This is a genomic window from Pseudomonas sp. Je.1.5.c, assembly GCF_051129895.1.
Lineage (GTDB): Bacteria > Pseudomonadota > Gammaproteobacteria > Pseudomonadales > Pseudomonadaceae > Aquipseudomonas > Aquipseudomonas urmiensis.
The window spans coordinates 1-17,336 of sequence record NZ_JBCPSP010000046.1 but is presented as its reverse complement, the minus strand read 5'-3'; the positions used below and the strand labels follow the sequence as shown (position 1 = coordinate 17,336).

Sequence of the window (17,336 nt, the reverse complement as noted above, 5' to 3'; positions counted from 1 at the left end):
AGGCTTGAAGCCGGACCGGGCGCTACCTGCAGAGGCGTTGCCAACCGCCCTGGGGCGGGGCTTCTGCCAGCTCGACCCTTACAGGGTACGAGCCACCTGGACTTTCTCGAAGACTTCGATCTTGTCGCCGACCTTGACGTCGTTGTAGCTCTTGACGCCAATACCGCACTCCATGCCCGAGCGGACTTCGGCCGCGTCGTCCTTGAAGCGACGCAGCGATTCCAGCTCGCCTTCGAAGATCACCACGTCCTCGCGCAGAACGCGGATTGGACGGTTGCGGTGAACGGTACCCTCGATGACCATACAGCCAGCGATGGCGCCGAACTTCGGCGAACGGAACACGTCACGCACTTCGGCGACGCCCAGGATGTTCTCGCGAACATCGCTGCCGAGCATGCCGGTCAGTGCTTTCTTGACGTCTTCGATGATGTCGTAGATCACGTTGTAGTAACGCATATCCAGACCTTCCTGCTCGACGATCTTGCGGGCACCGGCATCGGCACGCACGTTGAAGCCGAACAGCACCGCGTTGGACGCCAGGGCCAGGTTGGCGTCGCTCTCGGTGATACCACCGACGCCACCACCAATCACGCGCACCTGCACTTCGTCGTTGCCCAGGCCGCCGAGCGAGCCCTGCAGCGCTTCGAGAGAACCACGAACATCGGTCTTGAGGACGATGTTGAGGGTCTTCTTCTCTTCTTGACCCATGGTCTCGAAGATGTTTTCCAGCTTGCCAGCGTGAGCACGGGCCAGCTTGACCTCACGGTACTTGCCTTGACGGAACAGAGCGACCTCACGGGCCTTCTTCTCGTCAGCCACTACCGACAGCTCGTCACCGGCTTCCGGCGTGCCGTCCAGGCCGAGGATCTCGACTGGAATGGCCGGACCGGCTTCTTTCACAGGCTTGCCGTTCTCGTCGAGCATGGCGCGAACGCGGCCATAGTTCGAACCGCACAGGACCATGTCGCCCTGACGCAGCGTACCGTCCTGAACCAGGATGGTGGCAACTGGGCCGCGGCCCTTGTCCAGGCGCGATTCGACCACGACACCACGACCAGGCGCGGTTGGGGTGGCCTTGAGCTCGAGGATCTCGGCCTGCAGCAGTACGGCTTCGAGCAGCTCGTCGACACCGGTACCCATCTTCGCCGAAACCTTGACGAATGGAGTGTCACCACCCCAGTCCTCGGAGGTCACGCCTTCGACGGACAGCTCGTTACGAATGCGATCGAGGTCGGCACCCGGCTTGTCGATCTTGTTCACTGCAACGACCAGCGGAACGCCAGCTGCCTTGGCATGCTGAACGGCTTCGCGGGTTTGCGGCATCACGCCGTCGTCCGCCGCCACCACCAGAATGACGATGTCGGTCGCCTTGGCACCACGGGCACGCATCTGGGTAAACGCAGCGTGACCTGGGGTGTCGAGGAAGGTGACCATACCGCGGTCGGTTTCGACGTGGTAAGCACCGATGTGCTGGGTGATACCACCGGCTTCGCCAGCGGCAACCTTGGCACGACGAATGTAGTCGAGCAGCGAGGTCTTACCGTGGTCAACGTGACCCATGACGGTCACAACCGGAGCACGCGGTACGCTCTCACCTTCGAACTTCAGCGATTCGGCCAGGGAATCTTCCAGGGCAGTGTCGCTGACCAGGGTGACCTTGTGGCCGAGCTCTTCGGCGACCAGCTGAGCGGTCTCCTGATCGAGCACCTGGTTGATGGTGACCGGAGTACCCATCTTGAACATGAACTTGACCACTTCAGCGCCCTTGACGGACATCTGGTTGGCCAGGTCGGAAACCGTGATGGTCTCGCCGATGGTCACGTCACGAATGACTGGACCGGTCGGGCTCTGGAAGCCATGCGCGTTGCGCTTTTTCAGCTTGCCCTTGCCACGGCCACCGCGACGGAAGCCATCGCTTTCTTCTTCGGTGGTACGCGGAGCGGCACGAGGCGTCGGAGCTTTTTCTTTCTCCTTGACCTTGACCTTGATCGAGACGCGCGGCGCTTCGCCACGACCGCCACGACGATCTTCATCGCGGGTGCGGTTTTCGGTGCGACGCGCTTCTTCTTTCTTGCGCTCGGCTGCGCGGACTGCGGCTTCTTCGCTCACAGGCTCCTGGGCCGCAGCTGGGGCAGCAGCCACCGGGGCAGCGGCAGGCGCGGCCTCAGGCTTGCTGGCAACAGCGGCTTGTGGCGCTTCGCGACGGGATTGCTCCTCGGCGCGCTGACGCGCTTCGGCGTTAGCCTTGTCGCGTGCAGCGTTTTCAGCGGCGCGGCGCTCTTCCAGCTCGCGGTTCTGCTCAGCCTGGATCTCTTCCGGGCTGCGCTGAACGAAAACTTTCTTCTTGCGTACTTCTACGCTGATGCTCTTGCTACCGGCGACACGCAGGGTGCTGGTGGTTTTGCGCTGCAAGGTGATCTTGCGCGGCTCTTCCACTTTTGCCTTGTGGCTGCTCTTCAGATGAGCCAGCAAAGCCTGCTTCTCATTGTCGGTCACTACCTGACCGGCGTCGGTGTGCGGCAGACCTGCCTCACGCATCTGCTGCAGCAGGCGCTCAACCGGTGCAGCGACCTCTTGGGCCAATTCTTTCACCGTGACTTGCGTCATGCACTTCTCTCCTCAGGCCGCGCCTAATTACTCGAACCAGTGGGCTCGGGCGGCCATGATCAACTTGCCGGCACGCTCTTCGTCGATGCCGTCGATGTCGAGCAGGTCGTCAATCGACTGCTCGGCCAGGTCTTCGCGGGTAACCACGCCGCGCACCGCCAGTTCGGCCGCCAGGTCCTTGTCCATACCCTCAAGCGAGAGCAGGTCTTCGGCCGGATGGGCGTCTGCCAGTTTTTCCTCGGTAGCGATGGCTTTGGTCAACAGGCGGTCCTTGGCACGAGCGCGCAGCTCGTTGACGATATCCTCGTCGAAGCCATCGATGTTGAGCATTTCTTCCAACGGTACGTAGGCAATTTCTTCCAGGCTGGTGAAGCCTTCGTCGACCAGCACCTGGGCGAGCTCTTCGTCGACTTCCAGCTCGTCGATGAAGTTGCGCAGGATGTCGCCAGTCTCGGCTTGCTGCTTGGCCTGGATGTCCTTCTCGGTCATCACGTTCAGGGTCCAGCCGGTGAGCTGGCTTGCCAGGCGAACGTTCTGACCACCACGACCGATGGCCTGGGCCAGGTTGTCCTCGGCCACGGCGATATCCATGGCGTGGGCATCCTCATCAACGATGATCGCCGCGACTTCAGCCGGCGACATGGCGTTGATGACAAATTGCGCGGGGTTCTCGTCCCACAGGACGATATCCACACGCTCACCGCCCAACTCGCCGGACACCGCCTGGACACGCGAACCACGCATGCCGATGCAGGCGCCTTGCGGGTCGATGCGTTTGTCCTTGGAGCGAACGGCGATCTTGGCGCGCGAACCCGGATCACGGGAAGCGGCCATGACCTCGATGAGGCCTTCGGCGATTTCCGGCACTTCGATGCGGAACAGTTCGATCAGCATCTGCGGCGCGGTACGCGACAGGATCAGCTGCGGACCGCGGTTCTCAGTGCGGATTTCCTTGAGCAGCGCACGCAGGCGCACGCCAACCCGGAAAGTCTCGCGTGGAATGATGTCTTCGCGAGCCAGCAACGCCTCGGCGTTGTTGCCCAGGTCGACGATGACGTTGTCGCGGGTGACCTTCTTCACGGTGCCGGAGATGATCTCGCCAACACGTTCGCGGTAAGCGTCGACCACTTGCGCACGCTCGGCCTCGCGGACCTTCTGCACGATGACCTGCTTAGCGGTCTGAGCGGCGATGCGACCGAATTCGATAGACTCGATCTTCTCTTCGATCACGTCACCGACCTTGGCTTCAGGGTGGGTCTCGTGAATCTTGTCCAACCAGGTCTCGATCGCCGGATCATCAAGATCGGCTTCGTCGACCACGGTCCAGCGACGGAAGGTCTCGTAGCTACCGGTGTGGCGGTTGATTTCCACACGCAGGTCGACTTCGTCCTCAAAACGTTTTTTGGTTGCAGTGGCCAGAGCCACTTCCAGCGCCTCGAAAATGACGCCGGGCGGTACACCCTTTTCGTTGGATACCGATTCAACAACCAGCAGTACTTCTTTGCTCATCGTACGCCTCGCCTTGCGCAAGCCATTGGGCCCGGATAGTCCGCCGGGTCCGGCACGTCTCAGTCAAAACTGGGAATAATATTGGCCTTGTCGATCGAGTCGATCGGCAACAGGAACTCTTGATCGTCTACCTGGACGACCACATCCTGCTCCTCCACGCCGCGGAGAAGGCCCTGGAAGTTACGACGACCCTCGAAGGGTGAACGCAGCTTGATCTTCACTTGCTCGCCGGCATGCGAGGCAAACTGTTCAAGCGTGAACAGCGGGCGATCCATGCCAGGAGAGGACACTTCAAGGGTGTATTCGGAAGTAATCGGATCTTCCACATCGAGGATCGCGCTGGCCTGTCGGCTGACTGCTTCGCAGTCGTCCACCAGGATTCCGCCTTCCTTGTCGATGTAGATACGCAGCACCGAATGCTTGCCCTGGGAGATGAACTCGATCCCCCAGCACTGATAGCCCAGACCCTCGACAACCGGGGCCAACAAGGCCTGCAACTGTTCTAGCTTGCTCGACACCTGAACCCCCTCGTGCATGCTGTGCAAATAAAAAATGGGCAAAGCGCCCATCCCTGAAAGCGCCGTTGGACAACGACGCCTAAAACTGTTCGGCTAGCAAAAAGCCCCTGAAAAGGGGCTCCGCTGAAGCTGGTTGCGGGGGCTGGATTTGAACCAACGACCTTCGGGTTATGAGCCCGACGAGCTACCAAGCTGCTCCACCCCGCGACAAAGCTGGGGCGAAAGTATAAGACTGAACCCGCTACTGGGTCAATCCGACCTCCACCTACAAGAAAGCCCGCTAAAGCGGGCTCTCTTGCTTCAATTGGTACCGAGAAGGGGACTCGAACCCCTACACCCTATGGGCACAACCACCTCAAGGTTGCGTGTCTACCAATTCCACCACCTCGGCAATACTACTTCTTGAAACCCGTTACTTCTGCTCTTGGCTCGGAGGAGGTACATCACCAGTGTTGGTGGCTTCGCTCTTCTGCTCCTGGAGCACCGGTACATCATCATTTACTGCCGGCTTCTGCTCTTTAACTTCCAAAACTGCTGGATCTGGCAGACCTGCTTGAGTCAGCTGGTGAGCTTGCTCTTTCGCGAAGTATCCTAACCCAAGTGCAGTTAAAAAGAAAGTGGCAGCGAGTATAGCAGTAAATTTACTCAGGAAGGTAGCAGAACCTTGGCTTCCGAACACAGTATTAGAAGCACCTGCGCCGAAAGATGCACCTGCTTCCGCACCTTTACCCTGTTGCAGCAATACCAGCACTACCAGTGCCAGTGCAGCCAACAGATGAAAAACAACTACGACTGTTTCCATCATTTGTTCAGTTTCCTGCGGCGCGACAAATTGCACCGAATTCGTCTGCGTTCAGGGACGCTCCACCAATGAGCCCCCCATCGATATCCGGCATGCCGAACAGTTCGGCCGCATTGGCCGCCTTCACGCTGCCGCCGTAGAGAAGCTGCACATTCTCGGCAACTTCGGCGTTCTCTGCCGCCAACTGCTTACGGATGGCAGCATGCACATCCTGAGCCTGTTGAGGCGAGGCCGTCAAACCCGTACCAATGGCCCATACAGGCTCATAGGCGATTACAGCATTGGCAAAAGCCTTAACACCGAACTCATCGATGATACTGCTTAGTTGACGCCCTACAACTTCGAGCGTCTTGCCTGCCTCACGCTCTTCGAGGGTTTCCCCTACGCAAAGCACTGGCGTTAAACCACTTGCCTGAGCGGCTGCAAACTTGCGGTTGAGCACTTCATCGCTTTCACCAATGATTTGGCGACGCTCAGAGTGCCCGACCAGCACCAACTTGCAACCCACTTCAGCTAACTGACTCGGTGCAACTTCGCCGGTCAGCGCGCCCTGTTCGGACTGTACAGCAGAATTCTGTGCTCCAACGATAATTCCTTTACCAGCCAACCCATCAATCACGTGACTGATGAACAAGGCGGGAGGAAAAACCGCAACTTCTACACCGCTCGGCAGGGACAGATTGCTCAAGCCCTGGGTCAGCTCAGCGACGCTGGCGCGGGTACCGTGCATCTTCCAGTTACCAGCTACCATGGGGCGACGCATGCTTTACCTCGTCGGTCAAAGTGGGCGCAGATCTTACCCAACCCGAACTGCGCTGGCAAGGGTCTTTCACGCACAAACTTCGGCAACCAGCTTAGCCAAGGCTTCGGCATGGCCACGGACCTGATGTTCATCATCGCCTTCGACCATCACCCGCACCAGCGGCTCGGTGCCGGACTTGCGCAGCAGCACCCGGCCGCGACCGGCCATCGCCTCAGTAGCCTTGGCACTGGCTTCTTTCACCGCAGGGTTTTCCAACGGATCGTCGGCACCGGCACCATAGCGCACATTGATCAGCACCTGAGGGCACTTGCGCACCGCCTGACGCGCCTGGGCGAGGTTCTCGCCACGACGCTTGAGTGCCATCAGCACCTGCAGCGCGGCAATGATCGCATCACCGGTGCTGGTGTGGTTACAGCACACCACGTGCCCGGAGTTTTCCCCACCGAGGATCCACTCACGCTCGATCAGCTCGGCCATCACGTAGCGGTCGCCAACCTTGGCGCGCACGAAGGGGATATCAAGCTCCTTGAAGGCCAGTTCCAGGCCCAAGTTGCTCATCAGGGTACCCACCACCCCACCCTGCAGCTTGTCGCGTTCCTGCAGGTCCCTGGCGATGATGAACAGCAGTTCGTCGCCGTCGACGATAGCGCCGGTATGGTCAACCATCAGCACCCGATCGCCATCACCATCGAAGGCGATGCCCAAATCGGCATGACCGACCAACACCGCAGCCTGCAGCGACTCGATATGGGTCGAGCCACAGTTCAGGTTGATGTTCAGGCCATCGGGCTGTGCGTGCAGCACCGTGACATCGGCGCCCAACTCGCGGAACACGCTTGGCGCGACTTTGTAGGTAGCACCGTGAGCACAATCGATCACCAGCTTCAGACCTTCGAAGCTGGTGCTGCTCGGGACGCTGCTCTTGCAGAACTCGATGTAGCGACCCGCGGCATCGTTGATCCGGGAAACTTTGCCCAGCTTGCTCGATTCGACCACATTCATCGGCTGGTCGAGGAGCTCCTCGATCATCATCTCGACTTCGTCGGGCAACTTGGTGCCCTGACCGGAGAAGAACTTGATACCGTTGTCATCATGAGGATTGTGCGAAGCACTGATAACGATCCCCGCCTCGGCGTGGAAGGTGCGAGTCAGGTAGGCGATCGCCGGAGTTGGCATCGGCCCGAGCAACATCACATCGGCACCCGCCGCGGACAAACCGGCCTCCAGCGCAGATTCGAACATGTAGCCAGAAATCCGCGTGTCCTTGCCCACCAACACCCGGCAAGCACCCTGCTTGCGGAAGGCCATTCCTGCCGCCCAGCCCAGCTTGAGCATGAAGTCCGGAGTAATCGGATATTCGCCAACGCGGCCACGGATACCATCGGTACCAAAGTATTTTCTGCTCATAGGAACTCCAGTGTACTTATTCGGCGTTCTGCACGGCGGCGATCATGCGCACCACATCGACTGTCTCAGCCACATCGTGCACACGCAGGATGCTTGCACCCTTGGTCATGGCCAGGGCGGCCAGGGCCAAGCTGCCATACAACCGCTCACCGACCGGACGATCCAGGGTCAGGCCGATCATGCTCTTGCGCGATACGCCCACCAACAGCGGGCGACCGAGGCGATAGAGCGCCTCCATGTGCTTGAACAGGCTCAGGTTGTGCTCGAGGGTCTTGGCAAAACCAAAGCCCGGGTCGAGGACGATCTGCTCGGCGCTGATTCCGGCCGCCACGCAGGCCGCCATACGCTGTTCAAGATAGCGCGTCACGTCGACGGTGACATCGTCGTAGTGGGGGTTGTCCTGCATGTTATCCGGGTCACCGCGCATGTGCATCAAGCACACCGGCAAGCCGGTCGCCGCGGCGGCGTCCAACGCACCATCGCGCTCCAGCGCGCGCACGTCGTTGATCAGGCCTGCGCCCAGACGGGCCGACTCGCGCATCACTGCTGGGGTAGAGGTATCGACCGAGATAACCACATCCAGGCGACTGTTGATCGCCTCGACCATCGGCGCCACGCGCTCGAGCTCCTCGGTGACAGACACTGCCCGGGCACCTGGACGAGTGGACTCGCCGCCGATGTCGATCAAGGTGGCACCTGCCGCGACCATGGCTTCGGCATGGCGCAGGGCTTCATCGCGCTGGCTGAAACGGCCACCGTCGGAGAAGGAATCAGGGGTGATATTGAGAATACCCATGACATGGGTACGGGACAAATCAAGAACCCGGTTGCCGCAAGGCAACCGGGTCGGGTACAGCTGTGAGGTCATGATAACCCTTAGTGTTGAGCCGCAGGACCGCCGATCGGCGACTCCGGTCGATCACCCTGGGAAGCCTGGTTGCCGGAGGTGCCGGCATCGTTATCCCAGTCACGAGGCTCGCGTGGTGTACGACCGGCCATGATGTCGTCGATCTGGTCGGCATCGATGGTTTCGTACTTCATCAGGGCTTCGGCCATTGCGTCAAGCTTGTCGCGGTTCTCGGTGAGAATCTGCTTGGCCGTGGCATAGCACTGGTCGATGATGCTGCGCACCTCGGAGTCGATCAGCTTGGCGGTTTCGCCCGACACGCTGGCGTGCTGGGAACCTGCACTGCGACCCAGGAACACCTCGCCTTCTTCCTCGGCATACATCAGCGGGCCCAACTTCTCGGACAGGCCCCACTTGGTGACCATGTTCCGCGCAATCTGGCTGGCACGCATGATGTCGTTGGAGGCACCAGTGGTGACGCCATCGAAGCCCAGGGTCATTTCTTCGGCGATACGGCCGCCGTACAGCGAGCAGATCTGGCTGATCAGCGCACGCTTGGACAGGCTGTAACGGTCTTCCTCAGGCAGGAACATGGTCACACCCAGCGCACGGCCGCGCGGAATGATCGAGACCTTGTAGACCGGGTCATGCTCAGGCACGACACGACCAACGATGGCGTGACCTGCTTCGTGGTAAGCGGTGTTCTGCTTTTCCTTCTCGGACATGACCATGGATTTGCGCTCGGCGCCCATCATGATCTTGTCTTTGGCCAGCTCGAACTCCTTCATTTCAACTACCCGCTTGCTCGAACGAGCAGCGAACAGCGACGCTTCGTTGACCAGGTTGGCCAGGTCGGCACCGGAGAAGCCCGGAGTACCACGTGCAATAACGGCAGGGTTGACGTTCTCGCCAATCGGCACCTTGCGCATATGCACTTTGAGGATCTGCTCGCGACCACGGATATCCGGCAGCCCTACCACCACCTGGCGGTCAAAGCGACCAGGACGCAGCAGCGCCGGGTCGAGCACGTCTGGACGGTTGGTGGCAGCGATAACGATGATGCCATCGTTCATCTCGAAGCCGTCCATCTCGACCAGCAATTGGTTGAGGGTCTGCTCGCGCTCGTCGTGACCGCCGCCCATGCCGGCGCCACGGTGGCGACCGACGGCGTCGATTTCATCGATGAAGATGATGCACGGCGCGTGCTTCTTGGCCTGCTCGAACATGTCACGAACGCGGCTTGCGCCAACACCCACGAACATTTCGACGAAGTCGGAACCGGAAATAGTGAAGAACGGCACCTTCGCTTCACCGGCGATGGCCTTGGCCAGCAGGGTCTTACCGGTACCTGGCGGGCCAACCATCAGCACGCCGCGTGGAATACGACCGCCCAAACGCTGGAATTTGCCCGGATCGCGCAGGAACTCGACCAGTTCGCCAACTTCTTCCTTGGCCTCGTCGCAACCGGCGACGTCAGCCAAGGTAGTCTTGACCTGGTCTTCGGAAAGCAGGCGCGCCTTGCTCTTGCCGAAGCTCATCGGCCCGCCCTTGCCGCCCGCACCGCCCTGCATCTGGCGCATGAAGAACATGAACACCGCGATGATCACCAGGATCGGGAAGCTGGCTACCAGCAGTTGGGTCCAGATGCTTTGCTGTTCAGGCTGCTTACCTTCGACAACAACATTGTTGTTGACCAGGTCGCCAATCAGGCCGTTGTCGGCGATGGCCGGACGTACGGTCTTGAAGTTGTCGCCATCGGTGCGCTTGCCGGTAATGACGGCACCGTCGACCGTGACTCGCTCGACCTTACCGTCTTTGACCTGCTGGATGAAGTCAGAGTAGTTGAGGGTTTGCGGCTCGTTCGGGCTGGAGAAGTTGTTCATCACCGTCACCAGGACGGCCGCGATGATCAACCACAGGATCAGATTCTTTGCCATGTCGTTCAATTAGCTACCCTCTGAGGTCGGCGCACGACGCAGCCGTGCCTCGCATGATATTCACCGCCCTAACTTACTACATTACCCACGCATCCGCAGGTGCCGTCTGTAACCCTTTGTGAAACCTAGACTACACGAAGTTCGGACAATCCTGACGCGGCGGCTGATTGGAATTAACTATCACCCACCACGCCAAGTGCCATTTCACGCCCCTTTGAAGCCCCTGCCGAGCAGGTATTGCTCACGGGATCGATCCCGCGAGGAGGACGGCTTGCGCATCTGCACCTTGTCGAACTTGCTGCGCACGTCCTTGAGGTACACATCAAAACCTTCGCCCTGGAAGATCTTGATCAGGAAATCTCCGCCTGGACGCAGAACCCGGGTCGCCAGGTCCAGTGCCAACTCGCAGAGGAACATGGCCCGCGGCATGTCCACCTCAGGCGTACCACTCATATTGGGGGCCATATCGGAAATCACAAGGTCCACGTGTGAATTGCCGACCGCTTCAAGGATGCTTTGCAGCACCGCGTCCTCGGTGAAGTCGCCCTGAATGAAGGTGACATCCGGGATCGAGTCCATTTCCAGGATGTCGGAGGCGATCAACCGACCTTGGCCACCAATCAGACGACTGGTCACCTGCGACCAGCCACCCGGGGCCGCGCCCAGGTCGATTACGCTCATGCCAGGACGGATCAACTTGTCCTTTTCCTGGATCTCCAGCAGTTTGTAGCTCGCACGCGAGCGATAACCATCCTTCTGCGCCTGCTTGACGAAAGGATCGTTGAAATGCTCTCTCAGCCAGTTATGGCTGCTTTTAGAACGCTGTACCACGGGGCACCTCGATGATTAGCGTCGTGATTGACTGGGCGGAGCCACAGGCCCTCGGGTAAAATGGCTACCAATTTTACAGAATCAGACGAAAAGGGTCAGATTATGCCGCTCAATAACGAGCAGAAGAAGCAGTACAAGTCTATTGGTCACGACCTGAAGCCGGTCTTGATCGTTGCCGGCAACGGCCTGAACGAAGGCGTTATCGCCGAATTGGAACGCGCCCTGGCCGACCATGAGCTGATCAAGGTCGAAATTCGCTCCGAGGATCGCGAAGAACGTGCCGCCGCCATCGCCGGGCTGTGCAAGGCCGGCCGCGCCGAACTGGTGCAGACCATCGGCAAAAAAGCGCTGATCTACCGCAAGAACCCGCAACCGAACAAGCAGCTGTCGAACATCCACCGCTTCAAGTAACGGTGGCTCCGATCAGTGGCGCGCCTTGCGCGCCCTGACCGGGACCGGCTGGGCCACCAGCACGATGCCGGAGAAGCCCAGCACCAAAAAGCAGAACATCTGCCAACGTTCGCCCACGGATATCCCGTAGCGTAGCGTGTAGTAGCTGACGCAGGCAGCAAAGCCGAGCAGCAGCATCTGGCCGCGAAATTGCCGCCACCAGGCCGCCAGGCCCTCCACCCTCGCCAACACCGCCAGCTGGGTCATCAACCCGAGCCAAGCCACGCCAATCAACCAACGGTCGATCTGCGCAGCCACGTCGTGCACCAGCAACGGCGCCAGGCCACTGACCTTGAGCGCCGGCACCAAGCCCACATGGAACACCCACAAGCCGCCGACCCAGAATACCTGGGCCAGCTGCCAGAGGATCCCCTCGAGGGATGGCGCGCGCTGGCGCCGGTCAGATGTGCTTGACTTCGACAATCTCGTACTCGACCACACCGCTAGGTGTCTTGACCGCTGCAACATCACCCTCTTCCTTGCCAATGATGGCTCGGGCGATGGGTGCGCCAGCAGAGAGCTTGCCCTGCTTGATATCGGCTTCGTCTTCACCAACGATCTGGTAGGTCACTTCTTCACCGGTCTCGGCGTTAGCCAAGAGCACGGTGGTACCGAAGATCACTTTGCCAGTATGCGCAATGGTGGTGATATCAATCACCACCGAGTTCTGCAGACGGCCCTCGATGTCGCGGATGCGCGCTTCGACCATGCCCTGCTCCTCACGGGCGGCATGGTATTCGGCGTTTTCCTTGAGATCGCCCAGTTCGCGGGCTTCGCCAATAGCCTGACTCAAGCGCGGACGCTCGGTCTTGCTCAAGAACAGGTGCTCTTCTTCCAGGGCGCGAGCGCCCTGGACGGTCATCGGGTACTTGGTAATGCTCATGCTTTGAGTCCTGCATGCAGATCCTGCAAGCGACGAACGGTCTTTTCAGGGCCGAATTTCAGCGCTTCACAGATGGCTTCACCGGCCGCAATGGTAGTTGTGCAGTAAATCTTGTGCTGCAGCGCATTGCGACGAATCGAGTAGGAGTCAGCGATCGACTGGCGGCCTTCGGTGGTGTTGATGATCAGCGACACTTCGTCGTTCTTGATCATGTCGACCACGTGCGGACGACCTTCGGTCACCTTGTTCACACGGCGCACCTTCAGGCCAGCCGCTTCGATAACCTTGGCGGTGCCGACAGTTGCAACCACTTCGAAGCCCAGGGCGATCAGGTCGCGGGCAACGCCAGCCACTTGTGGCTTGTCGTCGTCACGCACGCTGATGAACGCGGTACCACCAGTCGGCAGCACTTCGCTGGCACCCATCTGGGCTTTGGCGAACGCTTCACCGAAGGTGTCACCGACACCCATGACTTCACCGGTCGATTTCATCTCAGGGCCGAGGATCGGGTCAACCCCCGGGAACTTGGCGAACGGGAAGACGGCTTCCTTGACGCTGTAGAAGTTCGGGATGATTTCCTGGGTGAAGCCCAGCTCTTTCAGGGTTTTGCCGGCCATTACGCGGGCAGCGATCATGGCCAGGGAAGTGCCGATGCACTTGGACACGAACGGCACGGTACGCGAGGCGCGCGGGTTGACTTCGATCACGTAGATCTTGTCGCCCTGCAGGGCCAACTGCACGTTCATCAGGCCGACAACGCCCAGCTCCAGGGCCATTTTGGCGACCTGTACGCGGACTTCGTCCTGCACTTCCTTGCTCAGCGAGTAAGGTGGCAGCGAGCACGCCGAGTCGCCGGAGTGAACGCCGGCCTGCTCGATGTGCTGCATGATTGCGCCGATCACCACGTCAGTGCCGTCGCACACCGCATCCACGTCCATCTCGATGGCGCAGTTGAGGAAGTGGTCGAGCAGTACCGGGCTGTCGTTCGACACCTGTACCGCTTCACGCAGGTAGCGCTTGAGCTCGTCCAGTTCGTAGACGATTTCCATGGCGCGGCCGCCCAGTACGTACGACGGGCGCACAACCAGCGGGTAACCGATGCTGCCAGCAGCGCGGATGGCTTCGTCTTCGCTGCGCACGGTGGCGTTTGGCGGCTGCAGCAGGTTCAGACGCTGAACCATCTGCTGGAAGCGCTCACGGTCTTCGGCACGGTCGATGGCATCCGGGCTGGTACCGATGATCGGTACGCCGGCTTCTTCCAGGGCACGCGCCAGTTTCAGCGGGGTCTGGCCGCCGTAGTGGACGATCACGCCTTTTGGCTTCTCGACGCGGCACACTTCCAGCACGTCTTCCAGCGTCAGCGGCTCGAAGTACAGGCGGTCGGAGGTGTCGTAGTCGGTGGAGACGGTTTCCGGGTTGCAGTTGACCATGATGGTCTCGTAACCGTCTTCACGCAGCGCCAGAGCCGCGTGTACGCAGCAGTAGTCGAACTCGATACCTTGGCCAATACGGTTCGGGCCGCCACCCAGGATCATGATCTTGTCGCGGGTGGACGGGTTGGCTTCGCACTCTTCCTCGTAGGTGGAGTACAGGTAGGCGGTGTCGGTGGCGAACTCGGCGGCGCAGGTGTCGACGCGCTTGTACACCGGGAACACTTCGAGCTTGTGGCGGTGACGGCGCAGGTTCTTGTCGGTGATACCCAGCAGCTTGGCCAGACGCTGGTCAGAGAAGCCTTTGCGCTTGAGGCGCAGCATCAGGTCTTTGTCGATGGCCGACAGGGCCAGGGTCTTGACCTTCTCTTCTTCCTTGATCAGATCTTCCATCTGCACCAGGAACCACATGTCGATGCCGGTCAGAGCAAAGATTTCTTCGCAGGTCATGCCCGAACGCATGGCATCAGCGACGTACCAGATACGTTCGGCGCCCGGCACGGTCAGCTCGCGCTTGAGGATGCCGGCAGCTTCCGGGCTGGCCAGGTCGACTTTCGGGTCCAGACCGCAGGCACCGACTTCCAGGCCACGCAGGGCTTTCTGCAGGGACTCCTGGAAGGTACGGCCGATGGCCATGACTTCACCCACGGATTTCATCTGGGTGGTCAGGCGCGCGTCGGCTTTCGGGAATTTCTCGAAGGCAAAGCGTGGCAGCTTGGTGACGACGTAGTCGATCGACGGCTCGAAGGAAGCCGGAGTGCGGCCGCCGGTGATGTCGTTCTGCAGCTCGTCGAGGGTGTAGCCAATGGCCAGCTTGGCGGCGATCTTGGCGATCGGGAAGCCGGTGGCCTTGGAAGCCAGGGCGGACGAACGCGATACGCGCGGGTTCATCTCGATGACGACCATGCGGCCGGTATTCGGACAGATACCGAACTGCACGTTGGAACCGCCGGTTTCGACACCGATTTCACGCAGCACCGCCAGCGAGGCGTTGCGCATGATCTGGTATTCCTTGTCGGTCAGGGTCTGCGCTGGAGCAACGGTGATCGAGTCACCAGTGTGCACGCCCATCGGGTCGAAGTTTTCGATCGAGCAGACGATGATGCAGTTGTCCTTTTTGTCGCGGACCACTTCCATCTCGTACTCTTTCCAGCCGATCAGCGATTCGTCGATCAGCAGCTCTTTGGTCGGCGACAGGTCCAGACCACGGGTGCAGATTTCTTCGAACTCTTCACGGTTGTAAGCGATACCACCGCCAGTGCCACCCATGGTGAACGACGGGCGAATGATGCATGGGAAGCCGAGCTTCTCGAGGACCGCATTGGCCTCTTCCATGCTGTGGGCGATACCGGAGCGCGGGCATTCCAGGCCGATGTCCTTCATGGCCTTGTCGAAGCGCGAACGGTCTTCAGCCTTGTCGATGGTGTCGGCGTTGGCACCGATCATCTCTACGCCGAACTTCTCCAGAACGCCGTGGCGCTCCAGGTCCAAGGCGCAGTTCAGTGCGGTCTGGCCACCCATGGTCGGCAGAACGGCGTCCGGACGCTCTTTCTCGATGATCTTGGCCACCGACTGCCACTTGATCGGCTCGATGTAGGTGGCGTCGGCCATGGCCGGGTCGGTCATGATGGTGGCTGGGTTGGAGTTCACCAGGATGACGCGGAAACCTTCCTCGCGCAGGGCCTTGCAGGCCTGGGCGCCGGAGTAGTCGAATTCACAGGCCTGGCCGATCACGATCGGGCCGGCACCGAGAATCAGGATGCTTTTGATGTCTGTACGTTTTGGCATGGTGGTCACTCAAATCCGGGGTCAGTCGGCAAGCCGCTTTGAACAATCTGGGTCAGGCGCATCCGGGCGCGGCGCGAGCCGGTCCGGGGCCTTGAAGCAGGATGCTCAGCGGCGCTTGGCCATGGCATCGGTGAAACGATCGAACAGTGGCGCGACGTCGGTCGGGCCAGGGCTCGCTTCAGGGTGGCCCTGGAAGCTGAACGCGCTCTTGTCGGTGCGCTCGATACCCTGCAGGGTGCCATCGAACAGCGACTTGTGAATGGCGCGAACGTTGCCCGGCAGGGTGGCTTCGTCAACAGCAAAACCGTGGTTCTGGCTGGTGATCATGACCACGCCGGTGTCCAAGTCTTGGACCGGGTGGTTGGCACCGTGGTGACCGTGGCCCATTTTCACGGTCTTGGCACCGGACGCCAGGGCCAGCAGCTGGTGGCCGAGGCAGATGCCGAATACCGGAATCTCGGTTTCGAGGATTTCCTTGATTGCCTGGATGGCGTAGTCGCACGGCTCAGGGTCACCAGGGCCGTTGGACAGGAACACGCCGTCCGGGTTGAGCGCCAGCACTTCGCTGGCCGGGGTCTGGGCTGGCACCACAGTCACGCGGCAGCCACGGGCGACCAGCATGCGCAGGATGTTCAGCTTGACGCCGTAGTCGAACGCGACCACGTGGTACGGCAGGTCGGCAGCTTCGATGGTCGGGTGGCTGTCGGTTTTCAGCTCCCACACGCTGGAGCGCCACTCGTAGCGCTCTTTGGTGGAAACGACCTTGGCCAGGTCCATGCCCTTCAGGCCTGGGAAGCCGCGAGCAGCGGCGATGGCGGCTTCTTCGCTGATGTTGTCACCGGCCAGGATGCAGCCGTTCTGGGCGCCCTTTTCACGCAGGATGCGGGTCAGGCGGCGGGTGTCGATGCCAGCGATGGCGACGACGTTGTGTTCTTTCAGGTACTCGGACAGCGACTGGGTCTTACGCCAGTTGCTCGCCACCAGCGGCAGGTCACGGATGACCAGGCCGGCAGACCAGACGCGGTTGGATTCGGCGTCTTCCGGAGTCGTACCGGTGTTGCCGATGTGCGGGTAAGTCAGGGTAACGATTTGCTGGGCGTAGGAAGGGTCTGTAAGGATTTCCTGGTAGCCGGTCATAGCGGTGTTGAACACCACCTCACCAACGGTCTGCCCGTCGGCTCCGATGGCTTCACCGCGAAAAATGCTGCCATCGGCAAGGGCGAGTATGGCTGGCTTAGTCAAGAAGACCTCCCGTAAATCAAGCCTGAAAGGGCGATCGCAGGTTGCAAAAAAGCGGAGTGACGTATGGACACGTCACCCCGCTTCATGTGCTGAATTTCTCTGCGCGCTTTTAGTGGACACACTAAAGCTGTAGCTTACAGGAATGAGGGTTTTCGGTCTACCGCATATGTGTCTCTAAAACACAGGATTGCGACAGACCTGGTACTCACCCTGGGCGCTCGTGGGAGCGGGCTTGCCCCGCGATCGCGCCAGGCCGGCCGCCAGTGGCTTTGGCTGACCAGCCCAGCGTTGTGCCTCAGATGCCTTAGAACGAAGCGTTAGC

14 protein-coding genes and 2 tRNA genes are annotated in these 17,336 nt (G+C 60.3%); 1 reads left to right on the top strand and 15 read right to left on the bottom strand.

Annotation, left to right across the window (positions count from 1 at the left end; genetic code table 11):
- Window positions 1-78: 78 nt before the first annotated feature.
- The 11 genes from infB to rlmE all read right to left on the bottom strand — a co-directional run bounded on the left by infB (window position 79) and on the right by rlmE (window position 11,221).
- A complete protein-coding gene (infB, locus tag AAZU54_RS23635) occupies window positions 79-2,607 on the bottom strand; it encodes a translation initiation factor IF-2 (protein WP_186556490.1) in 2,529 nt (842 codons plus the stop codon).
- 27 nt (window positions 2,608-2,634) lie between these two features.
- Window positions 2,635-4,116 (bottom strand): transcription termination factor NusA, encoded by a 1,482-nt coding sequence (gene nusA / locus AAZU54_RS23630; protein ID WP_186556491.1) that lies wholly within the window; start codon window positions 4,114-4,116, stop codon window positions 2,635-2,637.
- Between the two features lie 59 nt (window positions 4,117-4,175).
- Window positions 4,176-4,634, bottom strand: a complete 459-nt coding sequence (gene rimP, locus AAZU54_RS23625; protein ID WP_186556492.1) for a ribosome maturation factor RimP — start codon at window positions 4,632-4,634, stop codon at window positions 4,176-4,178.
- Window positions 4,635-4,764: 130 nt separating this feature from the next.
- A tRNA-Met gene (locus AAZU54_RS23620) sits at window positions 4,765-4,841 on the bottom strand.
- Between the two features lie 98 nt (window positions 4,842-4,939).
- Window positions 4,940-5,025 (bottom strand) — tRNA-Leu (locus AAZU54_RS23615).
- A 21-nt stretch (window positions 5,026-5,046) separates the two neighbouring features.
- A complete protein-coding gene (gene secG, locus AAZU54_RS23610; RefSeq protein WP_186556493.1) occupies window positions 5,047-5,439 on the bottom strand; it encodes a preprotein translocase subunit SecG in 393 nt (130 codons plus the stop codon).
- 4 nt (window positions 5,440-5,443) lie between these two features.
- Complete coding sequence (gene tpiA / locus AAZU54_RS23605; protein WP_186556494.1) at window positions 5,444-6,199, bottom strand: triose-phosphate isomerase; 756 nt, start codon at window positions 6,197-6,199, stop codon at window positions 5,444-5,446.
- A 66-nt stretch (window positions 6,200-6,265) separates the two neighbouring features.
- Window positions 6,266-7,606, bottom strand: a complete 1,341-nt coding sequence (gene glmM, locus AAZU54_RS23600) for a phosphoglucosamine mutase (protein WP_186556495.1) — start codon at window positions 7,604-7,606, stop codon at window positions 6,266-6,268.
- Window positions 7,607-7,622: 16 nt separating this feature from the next.
- Window positions 7,623-8,474 carry a dihydropteroate synthase gene (folP, locus tag AAZU54_RS23595; RefSeq protein ID WP_186556496.1) on the bottom strand — a complete coding sequence of 284 codons (852 nt, stop codon included), beginning with the start codon at window positions 8,472-8,474 and terminating at the stop codon, window positions 7,623-7,625.
- Between the two features lie 8 nt (window positions 8,475-8,482).
- On the bottom strand, window positions 8,483-10,390 hold the full coding sequence (gene ftsH, locus AAZU54_RS23590) for an ATP-dependent zinc metalloprotease FtsH (RefSeq protein ID WP_186556497.1): 1,908 nt from the start codon (window positions 10,388-10,390) through the stop codon (window positions 8,483-8,485).
- A gap of 204 nt (window positions 10,391-10,594) precedes the next feature.
- A complete protein-coding gene (gene rlmE, locus AAZU54_RS23585) occupies window positions 10,595-11,221 on the bottom strand; it encodes a 23S rRNA (uridine(2552)-2'-O)-methyltransferase RlmE (protein ID WP_186556498.1) in 627 nt (208 codons plus the stop codon).
- Window positions 11,222-11,323: 102 nt separating this feature from the next.
- Between rlmE and yhbY the strand changes: the two genes are divergently transcribed.
- A complete protein-coding gene (yhbY, locus tag AAZU54_RS23580) occupies window positions 11,324-11,632 on the top strand; it encodes a ribosome assembly RNA-binding protein YhbY (protein WP_186556499.1) in 309 nt (102 codons plus the stop codon).
- A 12-nt stretch (window positions 11,633-11,644) separates the two neighbouring features.
- Here the strand turns inward: yhbY and AAZU54_RS23575 are convergent, their stop codons facing one another.
- The 4 genes from AAZU54_RS23575 to carA all read right to left on the bottom strand — a co-directional run bounded on the left by AAZU54_RS23575 (window position 11,645) and on the right by carA (window position 17,014).
- On the bottom strand, window positions 11,645-12,094 hold the full coding sequence (locus tag AAZU54_RS23575; RefSeq protein WP_186556500.1) for an MFS transporter: 450 nt from the start codon (window positions 12,092-12,094) through the stop codon (window positions 11,645-11,647).
- Window positions 12,072-12,554: a transcription elongation factor GreA gene (gene greA / locus AAZU54_RS23570; RefSeq protein WP_312151256.1), complete on the bottom strand. Its 483-nt coding sequence runs from the start codon at window positions 12,552-12,554 to the stop codon at window positions 12,072-12,074. The genes AAZU54_RS23575 and greA overlap by 23 nt, the downstream gene beginning before the upstream one ends.
- Window positions 12,551-15,772, bottom strand: a complete 3,222-nt coding sequence (carB, locus tag AAZU54_RS23565) for a carbamoyl-phosphate synthase large subunit (RefSeq protein ID WP_186556502.1) — start codon at window positions 15,770-15,772, stop codon at window positions 12,551-12,553. Before carB ends, greA begins: the two co-directional genes overlap by 4 nt.
- A 105-nt stretch (window positions 15,773-15,877) precedes the next feature.
- Complete coding sequence (carA, locus tag AAZU54_RS23560) at window positions 15,878-17,014, bottom strand: glutamine-hydrolyzing carbamoyl-phosphate synthase small subunit (protein WP_186556503.1); 1,137 nt, start codon at window positions 17,012-17,014, stop codon at window positions 15,878-15,880.
- Between the last annotated feature and the right edge of the window lie 322 nt (window positions 17,015-17,336).

Excerpts from the sequence above, each read along its gene's own strand:
- infB (WP_186556490.1), bottom strand. The coding sequence starts at position 2,607 with ATGACGCAAGTCACGGTGAAAGAATTGGCCCAAGAGGTCGCTGCACCG.
- nusA (WP_186556491.1), bottom strand. The coding sequence starts at position 4,116 with ATGAGCAAAGAAGTACTGCTGGTTGTTGAATCGGTATCCAACGAAAAG.
- secG (WP_186556493.1), bottom strand. The coding sequence starts at position 5,439 with ATGATGGAAACAGTCGTAGTTGTTTTTCATCTGTTGGCTGCACTGGCA.
- tpiA (WP_186556494.1), bottom strand. The coding sequence starts at position 6,199 with ATGCGTCGCCCCATGGTAGCTGGTAACTGGAAGATGCACGGTACCCGC.
- glmM (WP_186556495.1), bottom strand. The coding sequence starts at position 7,606 with ATGAGCAGAAAATACTTTGGTACCGATGGTATCCGTGGCCGCGTTGGC.
- folP (WP_186556496.1), bottom strand. The coding sequence starts at position 8,474 with ATGACCTCACAGCTGTACCCGACCCGGTTGCCTTGCGGCAACCGGGTT.
- ftsH (WP_186556497.1), bottom strand. The coding sequence starts at position 10,390 with ATGGCAAAGAATCTGATCCTGTGGTTGATCATCGCGGCCGTCCTGGTG.
- yhbY (WP_186556499.1), top strand. The coding sequence starts at position 11,324 with ATGCCGCTCAATAACGAGCAGAAGAAGCAGTACAAGTCTATTGGTCAC.
- greA (WP_312151256.1), bottom strand. The coding sequence starts at position 12,554 with ATGAGCATTACCAAGTACCCGATGACCGTCCAGGGCGCTCGCGCCCTG.
- carB (WP_186556502.1), bottom strand. The coding sequence starts at position 15,772 with ATGCCAAAACGTACAGACATCAAAAGCATCCTGATTCTCGGTGCCGGC.